This window comes from Cupriavidus pauculus, from assembly GCF_022179805.1.
Classification (GTDB): domain Bacteria; phylum Pseudomonadota; class Gammaproteobacteria; order Burkholderiales; family Burkholderiaceae; genus Cupriavidus; species Cupriavidus pauculus_E.
Genome location: NZ_BPUO01000003.1, coordinates 253,637 through 269,981, shown reverse-complemented (window position 1 = coordinate 269,981; position 16,345 = coordinate 253,637). Strand labels below are relative to the sequence as shown.

At 65.1% G+C, this 16,345-nt stretch carries 17 protein-coding genes; 11 read left to right on the top strand and 6 right to left on the bottom strand.

Annotation, left to right across the window (positions count from 1 at the left end; genetic code table 11):
• Window positions 1-3: 3 nt before the first annotated feature.
• The 7 genes from MFF62_RS07415 (at window position 4) to MFF62_RS07385 (ending at window position 7,238) form a co-directional block, all read left to right on the top strand.
• Window positions 4-1,239 carry an MFS transporter gene (locus MFF62_RS07415; RefSeq protein WP_238261715.1) on the top strand — a complete coding sequence of 412 codons (1,236 nt, stop codon included), beginning with the start codon at window positions 4-6 and terminating at the stop codon, window positions 1,237-1,239.
• Between the two features lie 82 nt (window positions 1,240-1,321).
• Complete coding sequence (locus MFF62_RS07410) at window positions 1,322-2,128, top strand: TetR/AcrR family transcriptional regulator (RefSeq protein WP_238261713.1); 807 nt, start codon at window positions 1,322-1,324, stop codon at window positions 2,126-2,128.
• 157 nt (window positions 2,129-2,285) lie between these two features.
• Complete coding sequence (locus MFF62_RS07405; RefSeq protein WP_238261711.1) at window positions 2,286-3,242, top strand: Bug family tripartite tricarboxylate transporter substrate binding protein; 957 nt, start codon at window positions 2,286-2,288, stop codon at window positions 3,240-3,242.
• A 15-nt stretch (window positions 3,243-3,257) separates the two neighbouring features.
• Entirely contained in the window at window positions 3,258-4,442 is a 1,185-nt protein-coding gene (locus MFF62_RS07400; protein WP_238261709.1) for an MBL fold metallo-hydrolase, read from the top strand.
• A 120-nt stretch (window positions 4,443-4,562) separates the two neighbouring features.
• Entirely contained in the window at window positions 4,563-5,738 is a 1,176-nt protein-coding gene (locus MFF62_RS07395) for a porin (protein ID WP_238261707.1), read from the top strand.
• 98 nt (window positions 5,739-5,836) lie between these two features.
• Window positions 5,837-6,427: a TetR/AcrR family transcriptional regulator gene (locus MFF62_RS07390; protein WP_238261706.1), complete on the top strand. Its 591-nt coding sequence runs from the start codon at window positions 5,837-5,839 to the stop codon at window positions 6,425-6,427.
• An 85-nt stretch (window positions 6,428-6,512) separates the two neighbouring features.
• Window positions 6,513-7,238 carry a cysteine hydrolase family protein gene (locus MFF62_RS07385; protein ID WP_238261704.1) on the top strand — a complete coding sequence of 242 codons (726 nt, stop codon included), beginning with the start codon at window positions 6,513-6,515 and terminating at the stop codon, window positions 7,236-7,238.
• 21 nt (window positions 7,239-7,259) lie between these two features.
• On the opposite strand, the gene MFF62_RS07380 is transcribed toward MFF62_RS07385, so the two are convergent.
• Window positions 7,260-7,580 carry a winged helix-turn-helix domain-containing protein gene (locus tag MFF62_RS07380; RefSeq protein WP_238261702.1) on the bottom strand — a complete coding sequence of 107 codons (321 nt, stop codon included), beginning with the start codon at window positions 7,578-7,580 and terminating at the stop codon, window positions 7,260-7,262.
• A gap of 194 nt (window positions 7,581-7,774) precedes the next feature.
• Between MFF62_RS07380 and MFF62_RS07375 the strand changes: the two genes are divergently transcribed.
• Window positions 7,775-8,845 carry a substrate-binding domain-containing protein gene (locus tag MFF62_RS07375; RefSeq protein ID WP_238261701.1) on the top strand — a complete coding sequence of 357 codons (1,071 nt, stop codon included), beginning with the start codon at window positions 7,775-7,777 and terminating at the stop codon, window positions 8,843-8,845.
• 18 nt (window positions 8,846-8,863) lie between these two features.
• Here MFF62_RS07375 and MFF62_RS07370 read toward each other — a convergent pair whose 3' ends face one another.
• On the bottom strand, window positions 8,864-9,286 hold the full coding sequence (locus MFF62_RS07370; protein WP_238261699.1) for a TOBE domain-containing protein: 423 nt from the start codon (window positions 9,284-9,286) through the stop codon (window positions 8,864-8,866).
• A 104-nt stretch (window positions 9,287-9,390) separates the two neighbouring features.
• Window positions 9,391-10,407 (bottom strand): molybdopterin-dependent oxidoreductase, encoded by a 1,017-nt coding sequence (locus MFF62_RS07365; protein WP_238261697.1) that lies wholly within the window; start codon window positions 10,405-10,407, stop codon window positions 9,391-9,393.
• 211 nt (window positions 10,408-10,618) lie between these two features.
• Between MFF62_RS07365 and MFF62_RS07360 the strand changes: the two genes are divergently transcribed.
• On the top strand, window positions 10,619-11,137 hold the full coding sequence (locus MFF62_RS07360) for a hypothetical protein (protein ID WP_238261695.1): 519 nt from the start codon (window positions 10,619-10,621) through the stop codon (window positions 11,135-11,137).
• 16 nt (window positions 11,138-11,153) lie between these two features.
• On the opposite strand, the gene MFF62_RS07355 is transcribed toward MFF62_RS07360, so the two are convergent.
• Together MFF62_RS07355 and MFF62_RS07350 are read right to left on the bottom strand one after the other, a co-directional pair.
• Window positions 11,154-11,537, bottom strand: coding sequence for a VOC family protein (locus MFF62_RS07355; RefSeq protein WP_238261693.1), 384 nt, complete (start codon window positions 11,535-11,537; stop codon window positions 11,154-11,156).
• Window positions 11,538-11,590: 53 nt separating this feature from the next.
• Window positions 11,591-12,517, bottom strand: a complete 927-nt coding sequence (locus tag MFF62_RS07350; protein WP_238261691.1) for a LysR family transcriptional regulator — start codon at window positions 12,515-12,517, stop codon at window positions 11,591-11,593.
• Window positions 12,518-12,692: 175 nt separating this feature from the next.
• Here MFF62_RS07350 and MFF62_RS07345 point away from each other — a divergent pair, with 175 nt between their 5' ends.
• Together MFF62_RS07345 and MFF62_RS07340 are read left to right on the top strand one after the other, a co-directional pair.
• Complete coding sequence (locus tag MFF62_RS07345; RefSeq protein WP_238261689.1) at window positions 12,693-13,634, top strand: Bug family tripartite tricarboxylate transporter substrate binding protein; 942 nt, start codon at window positions 12,693-12,695, stop codon at window positions 13,632-13,634.
• Between the two features lie 13 nt (window positions 13,635-13,647).
• Window positions 13,648-15,081, top strand: a complete 1,434-nt coding sequence (locus tag MFF62_RS07340; protein ID WP_238261687.1) for an N-acyl-D-amino-acid deacylase family protein — start codon at window positions 13,648-13,650, stop codon at window positions 15,079-15,081.
• Between the two features lie 55 nt (window positions 15,082-15,136).
• Here the strand turns inward: MFF62_RS07340 and MFF62_RS07335 are convergent, their stop codons facing one another.
• On the bottom strand, window positions 15,137-16,294 hold the full coding sequence (locus MFF62_RS07335) for a porin (protein ID WP_238261685.1): 1,158 nt from the start codon (window positions 16,292-16,294) through the stop codon (window positions 15,137-15,139).
• Window positions 16,295-16,345: the final 51 nt, after the last annotated feature.

The following is a 16,345-nucleotide window of genomic DNA, read 5'->3' as shown; positions in this document are numbered from 1 at the left end:
GATATGCAAGACGCCCCCCGCGCATCCGGCTGGATTTATGCAAGCGTGATCCTCGGCGCCGCCCTCGGCATGCTGGCTGGATACGCCCCCTTGTTCAATGCCACGGCTGGCGTTTTCGTCAGGCCGCTGGCCGCGGAGTTCGGCTGGGGGCGCTCGCAGGCGTCGCTGTCGTATGCGGCGTCGATGTTCGGGCTCGCCATTGTCAGTCCCATCGTGGGCGCGATGATGGACCGGTTCGGCATCCGCCGCGTCATTGTGTGTTCGGCAATCGTCTTCGGACTGGCCACGGCCGCGATGTCACTGCAGAACGGCAGCATGCTGATGTGGGTGGCGTTGTCGGTCGTGGTTGGCGTGTCTGGCGCGGCCACCTCGGTGCTGGGCTACCTTGCGGTGCTGCCGCAGTGGTTCGATCGTCGGCTGGGCCTGGCGCTGGGTATCGCCATGTGCGGCCTTGGCGCGGGCACCGTCATCTTGCCAATCACGGCGCAATTCCTTGTCACGACGTTTAGCTGGCGCATGGCTTACGTCGGCCTCGGTGCCGGTTCCGTCGTGCTCTCGCTGGTGGCCTGTGCGCTGCTGCGGGAGCGCTTTGCCGGCACCCGTCGCGCCCGGCAGGCGCCGGAAGGCGTGGCGCTGCCGGTAGCGCTGCGCAGCTATCGGCTCTGGGCGATCTGGGTGGTGTTCGTGCTCAGCTCGGCGGCTACCTTGTCGCTGGGGCCGCATCTGCCCTCGCTGTTTGCCGATCGTGGCTTCGATGCAGCCATGGCCGCGCGCAGTGCGTCGATGGTCGGTGTCGGGCTGCTGGTCGGACGGCTGCTTACCGGGCTGCTGATCGACAAGATCCATGCGCCGCTGGTGGCCAGCGTATTTTTCGTCGGCGGCGCCATCGGCGTATTCCTGCTGCGCGGGACGCATGACTACGGCGCGTTGCTGGTGGCCACCACGCTGATTGGCCTGACAATCGGGGCGGAAGGCGACCTGATTTCCTATCTGGTGCGGTCTTATTTCGGCCTCGCCTCGTTCGGCTCGCTGTTCGGCATTGCGTTCTCCGGTTACGGTCTGGGTGCGGTGATTGGCCCGATCGGGCTGGGCGCCTGGTTCGACCGGCATGGCAGCTACGATGTGCCGTTGCTGGTGCTGCCCTGCATGTTGCTGGCCGCCGCCGTGCTGGTCCTGTCGCTCGGACGCTACAGGGAAGCCGTGGAAGGGCAGCGCGTGACGGCGGCGGCGTCCGCTTAAGGCATGCCGGCGCGTGGCATCGGGCGCGATCGGGGATAGAATTGTCACACTACCAATTTCGAGTCGGCCCATTCCAACGCCCATGCCTGCTGCCCGCAAGTCGCCTGCTGCAAAGGTTGCCGTCCAGCCCACACCCAATCCGGTGCCGCGCCGCCGTGGCCGGCCGCCCAAGACGGAATCTCCGATTGGCGCCGAGCCCATGCTCAGCCGCACGACGATCCTGCAGCATGCGATCAACCTGACAAAAACCATGCCGCTGGACCAGATCTCGATGGTCCAGCTTGCCAAGGACTTTGGCGTGGCACCGGGGCTGATCCACTATTACCTGGGCGGTCGCGATCAACTCGTGTCGGGTGTCCTGAACGACTACTACCGCCAGCGTACGCTGCGCATCCCACCGCTGACCGGAGACTGGCGCGCGGATGTGGAGCGCATCGCGCGGCTCAGCTTCCAGGTGGCGGTGGAAAATCCCGGTGTCAGCAACTACGTGGCCTCGCACAACCGGTATCGCCTGTTTCAGGACGTGCAGCCCGGTGAAACCGACTATGGCCTGGAGTTCTTCAACCGCATGACGTCGGCCATCATGCAGGGCGGCTTCTCTTCCGAACAGGTCGCGTTGGGCTACCACTTGCTGGCGCAATATCTCGTCGCGGCGAGCATGGCCGAAGCCTCGCGCCAACTGCCGGCCTATCACCAGGCCTTTATCCAGAACAAGCTGGAGTCGGTATCGGCCGAACAGTATCCTGGTGCACGCTTCGTTAGCCAGGCGTTCTCGCATCTGTCCTCGGATACCGCCTTCGAGGAAGGTCTGCGCTTCACGCTCGATGGCATCGAAGGCTGGCAGCGCGACGCAAAACCCGTAAAGAAGAAAAGCGCACGTTCCGCGTAATCGGCGGGACCATCGTCGTCCCGATACCGCACGGCCACGCTGCTAGTGGTATGTCCTTATTTGAGATGCAGTCAATAAAACTACAATCCTTATTTGACTGTATATCAAATAAGTGCCGCGACGATGGAGTCACCGGTACGCCAGACGTGGAGACAATATGAAACGCCCCTTTCTCGCACTGACGCTGCTAGCCATGGCCGTCCCGGCCCTTGCCAGCACGTACCCCGACAAGCTGGTCCGGATTCTGGTGCCGTCGATCGCGGGCAGTGCGCCGGACATCATCGCCCGGCAGGTTGCCGAACGGCTCACCAACACCTGGAAGCAGCAGGTGATCGTGGAGAACAAGCCTGGCGGGAACGGCATCGTGGCGATGAGCGCGCTCAAGCAGGCGCCGGCCGATGGCTACACGCTTGTGCTGTTTCACGCAGCGGCGGCTGTCACGACGCCCGTGATGTACAAGGAGGCCAAATTCGATATCCAGCGCGACACCGAAGTGGCCGCGACGCTGGCGTACACGCCGATGATGTTCGTGGCAGGTCCCGCCACGCCGTACAAGAACCTCGGCGACGTCATCAAGGACGCCAAGGCACACCCTGACGATGTGGTGATCGGCAGCCCGACCCGTGGCTCGGTGCCGCACCTGACGGCGGAGATGATGGGGCAGTTGCAGAAGGCCAAGTTCCGGCAGGTAAGTTTCAGCGGAACGACGCAGGCGATCCAGGCCGTGGTGAAGGGCGATATCCCGATCTATGTCGATGGCATCGCGCCGCTGGTGCCGCTGGTGCGTGGCGGTCGCCTGAAGGCGCTGGCCGTGACAGCCGATACGAACCTGCCTGGCCTGGAGGGCATTCCGCTGGCCAAGGATGTGGCGCCCGGTCTTGTCGCCAAGGGGTGGTTCACGATCTTCGCGCCCAAGGGCACGCCGGTACCGGTGCTGGATCGCGTCAACGCCGCCGTCAACCAGTCATTGACGCAGCAGCCGTTTGTCGACCGGCTCAAGGACCTGGGCACCTATCCGATGCCGATGTCGCGGCCGGACGGTGCGAAGTTCATCGAAGCCGAGAAGCTCCGCTGGGAGAAGGTGATTTCGGACGCCGGCGTGAAGCCGGAATGACCCTTCGGAGAACCCATGCGTGATCTTTCTACGCCGGCAGCGGCCGGCCCGGCGAACCGCATTCGTCTGCTTCTTGCCGGGGCATGCGCGGCGCTTGCACTGCTGGCTTCGCCGTCTCGCGCGGAGCCGGGCGGACAGCCGCTCTCCCACTCATTGACGCAACGTGGCGCCAGCGTCGTGCTGCTGGGCACGGCCGGCGGCCGGACGTCATGGCGCGGCACGCAGTCCGCCGGCATATCCTCGGCCGTGGTGGTCAACAGCCAGGTCTATCTGGTCGATTTCGGCGCAGGCTGGCTGCGGCGCTATTTCCAGGCGGGTCTGGGCGCGCCGCCGCCGGGGCGGGGCCTTGAAACGTTGCGGGCGGCGTTCATCACGCATATGCACGCGGACCACATCGTCGACTATCCGTCGCTGGTGTTGTTCGGCGCATCGGACGGCCTGGCCGAGCGGCGCCAGAAACTCAAGGTTATCGGGCCAGGCTCGCGCGGCAAGCTGCCACCTGCGAGTGGCGGTCATGACGGAATGGCCGACGTCGTGGCGCCCGAGCAGCCGATGCCGGGCACCGTCGCCATGACCGAGGCGCTGTACCGCGCGTTTGCGGCGGACATCAACGACAACATCCTCGATAGCCGCAAGCCGAATCCTCATAGCCGCGTCGACGTGATGGACATCACGCTGCCCGCCGGCCTTGACGTTGACCCGGACCGCGATCCCGCGCCGACGATGGCGCCGTTCGAAATCTACCGGGACGAGAACGTCAGGGTGACGGCAACGCTGGTGAACCATGCTCCCGTTTATCCGGCATTTGCTTTCCGGTTCGATACCGCCAGTGGCTCCGTTGTCTTCTCGGGCGATACCAGCCCGGACCGCAATCTGATCCGGCTGGCGCAAGGTGCCGATGTGCTGGTGCATGAAGTCATCGATACCGCCTGGGTGGACGCGCTGTACCCCAAGCCCCGGAACGCCGCGCAGGAAGCCAAGGCGCACCATCTGGTGCATGCGCATACGGCGGCGACGGATGTTGGTGCCGTTGCTGAAGCGGCCCACGTCAAGACTCTGGTCCTGTCGCATCTGGCCCCCGCCGACGGCGACCCCCGTCGATGGGCGGCGGCCAGCCAGGGCTTCTCGGGGAAGGTGATCGTCGGTCGCGATCTCCAGTGGATTCCGCTTGCGGCGGGTACCGCCCCAGCCGCTCCCTAGCTTCCCCCAACTCCCCCTACGGCATCTGCACGCCTGCCGGCGTGCGGCCCGCGCTCGTCCTGACGACGACGCCGACGATTCTCGCAAGCCAGATGTATCACGACAAAAAAGGAGACGGTGGTGAAATTGAATCGTTTTGCAGCAGTTGCCCTGGCCGTGTGCTCGGGTTCGGCATTGGCCCAATCGAGCGTCACGCTCTACGGCGTGATCGACGCAAGCATCGAGTACGCCAACCACGTCGGCGCGGTGCCGACCGCGGCCAATGGGTTCAACCGGGGACCCGGGCACGACGTTGTTCGCTTGAATTCGGGCGGTTTGTCCGGATCACGCTGGGGCATCCGTGGCGTGGAGGATCTGGGCGGCGGCACGCAGGCGGTGTTCGTGCTTGAAAACGGCTTCAGCGGTGACAACGGCACGATGCAGCAATCGAACCGGTTGTTCGGCCGGCAGGCGTTCGTCGGTGTCAAGAACGCGACCTATGGCCAGATCAGCCTGGGACGCCAGTACACCTCGTTGTTCGACAGCATCGTCAACTTCGTGCCGGCGTACTTCGCTACGCAGTACGAGCCCATCACGCTGTTCACGGGCGCCAATTTCCGGGAAGACAACACGATCAAGTACACCTTGAACGCCGGGTCGTTCACCGGCGTCGTGCACTATTCGTTTGGCACGGGTTTGGCCTTGCCGCAGACCGTGCCCACGGGACTGGCGATTGGTGGCAATGGCGAAGTACCCGGCCAGGCGAAAAGGGATAGTGCCTACGGCGCATCGCTGACTTATACCGGCGGATCACTGTGGGCAGCCATCGCCTACGACCAGTTCAATCCCTCGATTGGCACGACGACCAGCGCCAGCAGCGGCAGCTTCAAGAAAGCCACGGCGGCGCTCAGCTACAGCCTGCCGTGGGGGCGGATCATGGGCGGCTATCGCTGGGGGCAGAACAAAACGCCGGCGGGCGCGACGATCGGGCGCGATGACTTCTTCTGGGTCGGCGGCATCTATCAGGTCACGCCCGCGTTCAGCCTTACGCTGGAATACGACTATGACAAGGTGCGCAACGTGTTCGGCAATACCAGCGTAGCCAATCCCTGGCAGGTCAACCTGATTGCCGATTACAACTTGTCCAAGCGCACGGACGTGTACCTCTCCGCTGCCTACGCCAAGAACTCGGGGCTGATGTTCGACTCCGCGTTGATTGCCTATGCCAATAGCCTCTCACTGGGCAACAGCTATGCACTGGGCAATGGCAACTCGTCGATGCTGGGGGTGTCGGTGGGCGTGCGGCACAAGTTCTGACGCTTCGTGGCGGCGGGCGGACGGCGTTCATCCGCCGCTTGACAGATAACCAACCAGTCGTCTATTGTTCGTTCCATTCTTCGACTGATTACTTCGACATGCCACGGCCCGCCAACCCCGAAATCCGCAACCGACTCCTCGTCGAGGGCGGGAATGTGATCCACAGCGCCGGTTTCAATGGGGCCGGCGTGCAGGACATCGTGGCGGCGGCAGCCGTACCCAAGGGATCGTTCTATAGCTACTTCGCCAGCAAGGAGGCGTTTGCCGCCGAAGTGGTCGAAGCCTACTGGGAGTCGATCGAGCAACGCCACGGTGCCGTGATGTTCGACGCGCGCATCAAGCCGCTGGCCCGGATCGAAAAGCTGTTCGAACTGCTCATCGAGGATCAGGCCGCACAGGAATTCAAGCTCGGATGCCTTGTGGGCAACCTTTCCCTCGAATTGTCTAACACCAGCGGCGAGGTCCGCACGGCACTGAAGGGCATCCTGGCGCGCTGGGAAGGCATGCTCACGGCCTGTCTCGACGAAGCCAAGATGCGCCAGGAACTGGCGGCCGATTGCGATGCCGCGCAGCTCGCGCCCGTCATCATCGAGGCTTGGGAAGGCGCCGTCCTGCGCAGCAAGATCGAGCGCAATGCCGACGCGTGCCGACGCTTCCAGCAGGTCACGCTCAAGCGGTTGCTCTACTAAATTTTTTTGGTCTTTTAACAAGACGACTGGTCGTATATTTATGCGCGACACCCTAAGCGCTCACTAACCGCAAGAGGTAACTCCCATGTGCAACTATCCTGCTCACTATGCTGATCCGGTGGAACCGGGCCTGCCGAGGGCCAGCATCACCCTGGACTTGCCGCGCACCGCGTTGGTCGTGATCGACCCGCAGATCGATTTCATGAGTCCCCAGGGCCGTAGCTGGGGCGTCGTGGGAGAAAGCGTGACGGAGCAGAACCTCGTGCCCAACCTGGTGCGGCTGTTCGAGGCCGCCAGGCAGGCCGGCATCACGGTCGCCATCTCTCCGCACTACTACTATCCGCACGATCACGCGTGGAAGGTGGCGGGCCCCGCTGAAATGTTCCAGCACGCAGTGGGCATGTTCGACCGCCCCGGTGCGCTGAACCTGGACGGATTCCGCGACTCGGGCGCGGACTTCATGCCGGAGTTCAAGCCGTACATTGAGGACGGCAAGACCATCATCTGTTCCACGCACAAGCTGTATGGCCCGCAGGCCAATGACCTGGTGTTGCAACTGCGCAAGCAGCGCGTCGACCAGGTGATCCTTGCCGGCATGGCCGCCAACCTGTGTGTCGAGTCGCATCTGCGCGACCTGCTGGAGCAAGGTTTCGAGGTAGCAGTCGTGCGTGATGCCGTGGCGGGGCCGAAGCTGCCGGAAGGCGACGGCTATTACGCCGCGCTGGTCAACTTCCGCTTCATCGCCAACGCATTGTGGGATACCGATGAAGCCGTACGGCGGCTGACGGGGGAGGTTGGCACGGGCGCGTAGCGGCCTGCTGCCGGATCGCCGCTAGGCCAGCAATCCCACAAGCGCGTCGATTTCCTTCGCGCAGGCCTGGGCGGCGACGGTTTCGATTTGCCGGTACAGGGCGACGACGGCCTCGCCTTCCGGCGTCAGGGTGGTGCCGCCGCGATCTTCTCCGCCGTGTGCCGATATGACTGCCGGCGACCGCATCCCGTTGTTGATTTCCTGCACGAGCAGCCAGGCGCGCCGGTAGGACATCTGCATGCTGCGCGCGGCCGCCGAGATCGAGCCCTCGTCGCGGATGGCCTCCAGCAATGACACCTTGCCCGGGCCGATCGCGACGACGTCGGCAACGTTGATGCGCATGCGGAATCTCACTTTGGCGTGAGGCTGGGAGTCGGGTTTCTTGGCCATGCCGAAGTCTACTGCATGGGGGCGGCGCTGAACCCCGCACTTTAGGTCCGAGTGACTGTATCTGTTGCGCACCCCGGCGCTTGTCATGTCTTTCCGTTATATCCAGTGGTATATTTCGGAAACTGTCCCCTTTTTCTCCGCCGGCCATGAAGTTCCGCTTCGATCTGTCACCGTCCATCGACATCGGCGATACCCCGCAGCCGGCCGGCAATGTGTTCGGCCTGCTTTGTGCGATCCGCGACAGCGGGTCATTGCAGCAGGCCGCCTTGCGCGTGGGCCTGTCCTATCGGTACGCATGGGGCACGATCCGCCATTGGGAGAAGATGTTCGACCGCAGCATCGTCACGATGCAGCGCGGCAAGGGTGCCGAGCTGACGCGGTTCGGCCAGAGCCTGCTGGTGGCCGAAAGCCGGGTGCGCGAGGCGGTGGAGCCGGTGCTGGAGTCCGCCGCCACGGAATTCCACCGCTATCTGGGCGAAACGCTGACGTCGCGCGTGCAGGTGCGATTCTCGGGGCGGCCTGATGCCGCCATCGACGTCATGAAACAGTCGTTGGCGCGTGAGAATCCGGAGCTATCGCTCGATGCCGTGTTCTGCGGCGCGGTCGATGGCCTGATCTGCCTGCACGAGCGGCAGGCCGAGCTGGCGGGCTTTCATGTCTCGCCCGTGCATCAGCCCGGCACGCGCCTGCATGCCGCGTTCAAGCCGCTGCTGAAGCCGGCCGATGTGCGGCTGATTCGCGTGGCGTGGCGCGACCAGGGCCTGATGATGGCGCCGGGCATGGCCGATACCATCCACGGCGTGGCGGATCTGGCGTCACCGGCAATCCGGTTTATCAATCGGGAAAGAGGGTCGGCCACGCGTGCCCTGTTTGATCAGGTGGTGGCCGCCGAAGGCGTTCATGCCGAGCGCATCACGGGATATGACCGCTACGCCATCGGCAACCGGCTCGTGGGCGAGGCCATCCGGCAAGGGCAGGCTGACGTGGGATTTGGTCTCAGATCGACGGCCGACGCACTCGGCCTGCATTTTGTGCCGCTGACGCGCGAGGCGTATTACCTAGCGCTGCGCAGCAGCGACATGGGCGCGCCATGGGTGGAAACATTGCTCGAACTGCTCAAGTCGCGCGCGGTCGCGCGGCAGATCGGCGCGATTCCCGGATATTGGCCGGAAACCGCGCTCAGGCCGATGCCGCTGCAGGAAGCGTTGCCCTGGTAGCGGCGAGGCGGCTGGTGTTCAGACGCCGACGATTACGCTCGATGCCTTGAACATTGCGGCGGCCGGCTTGCCCACTGCCAGACCCAGGCGGTCAACGCTGGTGTTGGTGATGATGGCCGAGACGGCCACGCCGTTGTCGCCCGTGATCGTCAGGTCGGCGTTCACGGCGCCCTTGGTCAGCTCGGTGACCTTGCCCTGCACGAAATTGCGCGCCGACACCTTGCTGGCATCGGCGTCAACCATCACGATGACCGAGGTGGCCTTGACCAGCGCGGTGGCCTTGGTGCCGGCCTTCAGGCCGAGGCGTGCCGCGCTGTCATGCGTGACGGTGGCCACGATCTGCTGGCCGCCATCGATATTGATCACGATTTCGTCGTTGACGGCACCGGCCGTGGCCTGGGCCACCACACCCGAAAACTGGTTGCGTGCGCTGGTTTGCATATTGTTCTCCTCTTTCCAAAGCGTTGGCTATGGGGGGAGTCTGCCGCCTTTGCGTGACACTGGCAAGCCGGGGCGCCTGATACCAGCCATCAGGGGGCGCTGAACTACCGGGCGGCCGACACCACCTCCAGCGCCACGAGGTTCGACACATACCTGCCGGCCTTGGTGTCGCCGGGCACGACGAGCCGGGCAAAGCCGGTGGTAGTCAGGGGGCTGCCGTTCATGGCAAACGCGACCATGTCGGGCTGGTTGCCGAAGTCGGGCGAGATCTCGGCCAGCGATATCACGACGCGGTAACCGTCGCTGCCCGTGGCCACCAGATAGAAGCCGAGCAGGTCGTTCTTCACCGCCGTATTGGTCTGGATGCCGGCCGCATTGACCAGATCCCAGAGGCTCACGCCCGTGTAGGTATTGGCGCCAACCGTCCGGCTGACCGCCGGCAGTGCCTGCAACGCCGTCAGGTCGAAGGTAGCCGGCCGCGCGACTGCGCCGGACAAGCGGAAGCTTGTGCTGACACCACCGCCCGTACCGGTGGCCGTGGCCGCCGCTGCGCGCACTTCGAGCCGGACCAGGCCCGACACATAACGGCCGCCCTTGACGTCACCCGGCGCGGTGATGCGCAGCGGGCCGTCGGTGGGCAGTGCCGCGCTGGTGCCGTTGACCGTTTCGGCATAGACCACCTGGTTGCCACGGTTGCCGAAGTCGGGCGCAAGCTCGCCCATCGCGAAGACCGCGCGATAGCCGTCGCTGCCGGTGGCCACGACGTACTTGCCGAGCAGGTCGTTGTGCACCGCCGCATTGACCGTGATGCCTGCCTGGTTCAGCAAGGTCCACGCACTGGTGCCGGTATAGGTGTGTGTCTGGGGGCCGCTGCCGCTGCCGAATGCCACCGTCTGCGTGGTGGCTGGCAGCGCCTGGAGTTGCGCCAGCGTCAGCGTCGACGGCGTGGTGACGTCGCCGGCAAGCGCCAATGTGGCCGTGGCGGCGGGAGGTTGGGTGGCGGGTGGGGTGGTGGCCGCCTGTGCCTCGTCGTCACCGCCGCCGCAACTGACTGCCAGGGGCAGCAGTGCCAACCAGCACGTGCGCGCGGCGGCGCGGCGCCATTTCAGATGCCATTGCATAAACCGGCTCCCTTCTCCTGTGCGCCCGGGGTGGCGCCCGCCGGCCGCAGGTGCAACCGCATACCGGTTATCACGCCACAGCCATGGCAATCCCAAAGCGTTATATTACGTTGTATATAACGGTTAACGATGCCAGTTCGAGGCGCAAAAGGCAAGACGGACACCTGGTACCGCCACCGCGCCACAACAAAAGGAAATCGAGATGTCCCCCATGCCTGCTACTGACTTGCCTGATGCCGCCAACCTGTCCGTCGGTCCGCGACATTACTCGGACAGCGTCACGTTGCGCGGCCTCGGTCCGGCGCCGCGCGTGTTTGCGCGGGCCGAACTGGAGCAGATGGCGGGCGTGGTGGCAGATGCGCTGTCGATCGCCTGCTATTCGGGCCGTCACATTCGCGAAGTGGGCCACGCGCGCGGCGTGCCGTTGACGGCCCTGCTTGAAGCGTCCGGGCTCGGGGCACTGCCGCGCTCGCAATGCAAGCAGATGGTGCTTGCGGTTGGCGCGCGCGATGCCTATACGTGCCTGTTCACCTGGCACGAGCTCTACAACACGCCGGGCGGGCAGGGTGCGCTGCTGCTGGTGGAGCAGGATGGCGTGGCGTTTCCGGCGTCGGCCGGCGGGCTCCAGCTTATTTCGCTGGGCGACCTGCGCCTGGGGCCGCGACAGGCGATGGCCGTGGACCGGTTGGACGTGTGCCGATGGCCGGCCCCGGTGCGCGACGCTGGCTGATGCGGACTTCGACCGATCAGCCGTCGATCTTGTACGGCCGCGTCATGATTTCCAGAAAATGTCCATCGGGATCATCGAAATAGAATCCCCGGCCGCCGTTGTGCTCGTAGGTTTCCCCGGCGCGCTGCTTGCTGGGGTCCGCCCAGAACTGCAGCCCGCGCTCGCGAACCCGTGCGAAAGCGCTGTCGAATTCCGGCTCGCTGACCAGGAAGGCGTAGTGCTGCATGGAGATCGCGCCCTCGCTTTCATAGAAATCCAGCGAGGCGGCGTTGTCGAGCGGCACGACCAGCATCTGCCCGAAGGGAATGGGTGGTGAAAGTCCCAGGATCTCCACGAGAAAGCTCGCCGACTTCTGCTTGTCGCGGCACCAGACGATGGTGTGGTTGAGCTGTACACCCATATGCGCCCCTCAGATTTGGCTTCCTGCCAGGACGATACTCCAACGCTGGCGCATCAGGCGGGCACGCTGGCATCGGCCGGTTCCGTGCGGCGCGCCCTCAGCCAGTCGCACAACGCGCGCACAGCCGGGGCATCGATGCGCTCGCGCCGGCATATCAGGTAGTAGCCGCGTCGCGACGGCAGCGACGGCCGATTCAGTTGCACCACGCGGCCGTCTCGCAGGCTGTCGGCGCAGGCATAGTCGGGCACCAGCGCCGCGCCCAGCCCTGCCTCGGCGGCCTTGAGCGCAAAGGTGACGAGGTTGTACTGCGTGCCGCCCGGCAGCGGCAGTTCAATTCTGGCGTCGAGGTCGCGCAGGTAGCTGGCCCAGGAGGTCGGTGCGGTGGTGTGATGCAGCAAGGGCAGGGCCGCGATGCGCGCGGCCGACAGCGGCAGCCGTCCAGGCACAAGGTCGCGCGACGCCACGGGCAGGGTGCGCACGCTGTGCAGCAATTCCGCGCTGTCGTCGTCGAGACCGTCCTCCGCAAACACCACGGCCGCGTCCAGCCCCGCGTCGCGTAGCGAGATGATTCCAATGTGATTGGCCATATGGATGCGAATCTGGGGATGCGCTGCCGCAAAGCCGGACAGGCGGGGCATGACCCACAGCAGGCCAAACGTGTTGGGCACCGAGAAACGCACTTCACGCATGCGCTGTGCGGCGCCCGAGGTCGCCACGGTCGCGGCTTCCAGCTGATCGAGCAGCGGCCGGATGCGCGCCAGGTAGGCAGCGCCCTCGTCGCTCAATGCCAGCCGCGCGTTGTTGCGCTCGAACAGCGTCGTGCCCAGAAAGCTCTCCAGATCCAGAAGCTGCTTGCTGACCGCGCCCTGGCTCAGGCCCAGTTCGTCGGCCGCCGCCGTGACGCTGCCGCGCCGCGCGATGGTTTCGAACGTATTGAGGTTCACCACGGACGGAATGTGACGCTTGGCCGGATGCTTCATGTCATCAAAAAAAGGAATGGAGGCTTGCCGAAACTTCGATATACACCAGCGTGCCCATGGGGGCAACATAGCGCGTTCCCACAAAGATTGCACGCCCACCGCGAGGTTACCGATGACGATACCCACGAGACGCAAAGCCATTGAAATTCTTAAAGCCGGAGCCCTCGCGGCGCTGATGCTGGCGACTGGCGCCGCCGCCACCGCGCAGGCCGCGGACTGGCCCGCCGGCAAGCCCATCACACTGATCGTGCCTGCCGCAGCGGGGAGCACGCCCGACCAGTCGAGCCGCAAGCTGGCGCAATACCTGGGCGACAAGCTGGGGACGTCGGTGGTGGTGGACAACCGCCCGGGCGCCGCCGGCAGTATCGCCATGCAGATGCTGGTGCGCAGCCGGCCGGATGGCTACACGATCGGCTTCGGCAATATCGTGACCATGGCGATCAACCGCAGCCTGCTGGCGCGCCCCGGCTACGATCCCGACAAGGACCTCGTGCCGGTCTGCGCCACCACGACCGTGCCGAACATCCTGGCCGTGAACCCGAAATTGCCGGTGCACACGCTCAACGAACTGGTGGGCTACGCGCAGAAGAATCCGGCCAAGCTGACGATGGGCTCGGGCGGCAATGGCACCACCAGCCACCTGAGCGGCGAGATGCTCAAGGACCAGGCGCATATCGAATTCCGCCATATCCCGTACCGGGGCGCGCCGCAGGCGCAGATCGACGTCATCAGCGGCCAGGTCGATTTCATGTTCGACAACGTGCCGTCAATCATCGCCGCCGTACAGGGCAACAAGCTGCGCGCCATCGCTGTGACCAGCAAGGCGCGGGTGCCGGTGCTGCCGAACGTGCCGACGATGGAGGAATCGGGCGTGCCCGGGTTTGAGGTCAACGCCTGGGGCGGCATCGTTGCGCCCGCCGGCACACCACGGCCCGTGGTGGAGCGGCTGAACCGCGAGATCAATGCCTACCTGCAGTTGCCCGCCACGCGCAAGGATGCAGAGCAGAACGGATCGGTGGTGGTGGGCGGCTCGCCCGAGGCATTCGGCCAGATGATTGCCAAGGAAAGCCGCAAGTGGGGCGACCTGATCCGCAAGGCCGATATCAAGCTTGATTGAAAGGAACTCCACCATGTTCGATGTGATTCTGCGGGGCGGCGATGTGATCGACGGCACCGGTGCGGCACGCTACCGCGTCGATGTAGCGATACAGGGCGGCCAGATCGCGTTCATTGGCGATGCCACGGGCCAGCGTGCCCATCAAGAGCTGGATGTCACCGGCAAGGTTGTGGCGCCCGGCTTTATCGACAGCCACGCCCACGATGACCGCGCCGTGCTGCAGACGCCCGGCATGACGCCGAAGATTTCGCAGGGTGTGACCACTGTGGTCAACGGCAACTGCGGCATCAGCCTGGCGCCGTACCGGCAGAGCGGTGGCGACCCGCCGTTGCCGTTGCGCACCGTGGATCCGCAATTGCGCTTCGCGGCGTTCGGCCAGTACCTCGATGCGCTCGACGCCACGCCCGCCGCAGTCAACGTGGCATCGCTGGTTGGCCATACCGCGCTGCGCGCCGTGCACCAGGCCGACCTTGACCGTCCCGCCACGCCGGATGAAGTGGAGGCGATGCGCCAGGCCGTCAACGCCGCGCTGGAACAGGGCGCGATCGGTATGTCCACGGGCACGTTCTACCCGCCCGCCGCCTCCGCGCCGATCGAGGAAATCATCGGCGTGGGCCGCGACCTGAAGCAGTACGGCGGCGTCTACGCCACGCATATGCGTACCGAGGGCGATGGCGTGCTCGACGCCATCGAGGAATCGGCGCAGATTGCGCGCGCGCTCGACGTCAGGCTTGTGATCTCGCACCACAAGGTCATCGGCAAGCCCAACTTCGGACGCACACGCGAGACGCTGGCACGCATTGACGCACTGGGTCGCGCCCAGAAGATCTGCCTGGACTGCTATCCGTACACGGCGTCGTCGTCGCTGCTGCGCAAGGAACGGCTGGCCATCAGCGACGAGATCCTGATCACCTATTCGCGTTCCGAGCCAAAGAGCGCGGGCCGCAAGCTGTCGGACCTGGCGCAGGAATGGCAGTGCTCGCGCGCCGAAGCACTGGACCGCGTGATGCCGGGCATGGGCATGTACTTCTTCATGGACGAAGGGGACGTGCAGCGGGTGCTGGCCTATCGCGACACGATGATCGGCTCGGACGGCATTCCGTCCGACGACTATCCGCATCCGCGCCTTTGGGGCACGTTCACGCGGTTGCTCGGGCATTACAGCCGCGACCTGGGCCTGCTGACGCTGGAGGAAACGGTCCACAAGATGACGGGCATGACGGCCAACGCGTTCGGGTTGGCCGGGCGTGGCGAAATCCGCGAGGGCTATGCCGCCGATATCACCGTGTTCGATCCGAAGACCGTCAAGGATGTGGCGACCTACCTGGACCCGCAGCAACCGTCGGCCGGCATCGGGCATGTCTTCGTGAACGGACAGGTGGTCTGGCAAGACGGCGCGGCCACGGGCACGCGGCCGGGACAGAGCCTGCGCCGGAGCGCGCGCTGAAGCAGGGCAGCGTGCCTGGGGTATCGTGGCGATGCCCCAGGCGCCTTCTTCTTGCTCAGAAGATATGCCGCATGCCGATGGTCGTGCCGACCATCGAGTTCTTGCCATTGCCGAGCACGAGGCTGTTGCCCAGCGCCAGCGTGTTGGCATAGGTGGTCAGTCCCGAGTCCATCATCAGGCCGGCGTTCTTCGAGTAGGCCGTCGACAGGTACAGCTCTGTACGCTTGGACAGGTTGTAGCTGGCCAGCAGCATGACCTGCCACGGATTCGGCACGCTGGTATTGCCGAACACGTTCCTGAGGTTGTCGTAGGTGTACTCCAGCGTCACCGAGAACGCGCGCTGGAACTGGTAGTTCGCGCCGATCCAGTAGTAGTCGTCACGCTGGATCGTGTTGCCGGCCGGACCCTTGCTCTGGCCCCAGCGGTACCCGCCCATCAGCATGAATGGTCCCTGCGTGACGCTGCCGCCCACCGCCGCCTTGCGGAACGTGCCGCTGCTGCTGCCGATTGTCGGATTGACCTGGTCGTATGCCGCTACCAGGCCCAGCGTGCCGCCGTTGTAGCTCAGCGCCGCGCCGTATGCGCTGTCGCGCCGCGCGCTGCCGGGCACTTCGCCGTTGCCGCCCACGGCCACGCCGGCGCCGACCACCTGCGGCAGCGCCATGCCGGTGCCGAACGAGTAGTGCGCCAATGCGGTCATCGCGCCGAAGCGTCCGGTGTACTTGATCATGTTGTCCTCGCGGAAAGCCGCGCCGGACTGCAGCACGGCGGGCTCGTAGCCGCCGTACGCGGTGGGCGAGAAGTTGGCTAGCCCCTCGAAGATCGAGGTGTACTGCCGGCCGAACGTGAACTGCCCATAGGCCGCGTTCTTCAACCCGACGTAGGCCTGCCGGCCGAATAGTCGTGCCTGCTGCTGCGTACCGGTGTCCAGGTTGAAGCCGCTCTCCAACGTGAACACCGAACTCCAGCCCGCGCCCAGGTCTTCGTTGCCGCGTAGGCCCCAGCGCGATCCGGCGCGATGGCCGGACGTGAGCCGCGCCACGTCATGCGCGGGTCCGGGGTTGAAGCCGTTGGCGGCGGTTGGCACGTTGCCGACGTTGGTCACGTACTCGATGCCCATGTCCGCCACGCCGTACAGGATCACGTTCGATTGCGCGCAGGCCGCGCCGCTGCCGGCCAGCGACAGGGTGGCCACGGCGATGGTTCTTCTCATGCTTGTCTCCTCGTTTCTGGTTCACGCCTTGCGGAGCTGCTCTGCGGGCAG

Coding starts and splice junctions, on each gene's coding strand:
- MFF62_RS07415 (WP_238261715.1), top strand. CDS start 4: ATGCAAGACGCCCCCCGCGCATCCGGCTGGATTTATGCAAGCGTGATC.
- MFF62_RS07410 (WP_238261713.1), top strand. CDS start 1,322: ATGCCTGCTGCCCGCAAGTCGCCTGCTGCAAAGGTTGCCGTCCAGCCC.
- MFF62_RS07405 (WP_238261711.1), top strand. CDS start 2,286: ATGAAACGCCCCTTTCTCGCACTGACGCTGCTAGCCATGGCCGTCCCG.
- MFF62_RS07400 (WP_238261709.1), top strand. CDS start 3,258: ATGCGTGATCTTTCTACGCCGGCAGCGGCCGGCCCGGCGAACCGCATT.
- MFF62_RS07390 (WP_238261706.1), top strand. CDS start 5,837: ATGCCACGGCCCGCCAACCCCGAAATCCGCAACCGACTCCTCGTCGAG.
- MFF62_RS07385 (WP_238261704.1), top strand. CDS start 6,513: ATGTGCAACTATCCTGCTCACTATGCTGATCCGGTGGAACCGGGCCTG.
- MFF62_RS07380 (WP_238261702.1), bottom strand. CDS start 7,580: ATGCGCATCAACGTTGCCGACGTCGTCGCGATCGGCCCGGGCAAGGTG.
- MFF62_RS07375 (WP_238261701.1), top strand. CDS start 7,775: ATGAAGTTCCGCTTCGATCTGTCACCGTCCATCGACATCGGCGATACC.
- MFF62_RS07370 (WP_238261699.1), bottom strand. CDS start 9,286: ATGCAAACCAGCGCACGCAACCAGTTTTCGGGTGTGGTGGCCCAGGCC.
- MFF62_RS07365 (WP_238261697.1), bottom strand. CDS start 10,407: ATGCAATGGCATCTGAAATGGCGCCGCGCCGCCGCGCGCACGTGCTGG.
- MFF62_RS07360 (WP_238261695.1), top strand. CDS start 10,619: ATGCCTGCTACTGACTTGCCTGATGCCGCCAACCTGTCCGTCGGTCCG.
- MFF62_RS07355 (WP_238261693.1), bottom strand. CDS start 11,537: ATGGGTGTACAGCTCAACCACACCATCGTCTGGTGCCGCGACAAGCAG.
- MFF62_RS07350 (WP_238261691.1), bottom strand. CDS start 12,517: ATGAAGCATCCGGCCAAGCGTCACATTCCGTCCGTGGTGAACCTCAAT.
- MFF62_RS07345 (WP_238261689.1), top strand. CDS start 12,693: ATGCTGGCGACTGGCGCCGCCGCCACCGCGCAGGCCGCGGACTGGCCC.
- MFF62_RS07340 (WP_238261687.1), top strand. CDS start 13,648: ATGTTCGATGTGATTCTGCGGGGCGGCGATGTGATCGACGGCACCGGT.
- MFF62_RS07335 (WP_238261685.1), bottom strand. CDS start 16,294: ATGAGAAGAACCATCGCCGTGGCCACCCTGTCGCTGGCCGGCAGCGGC.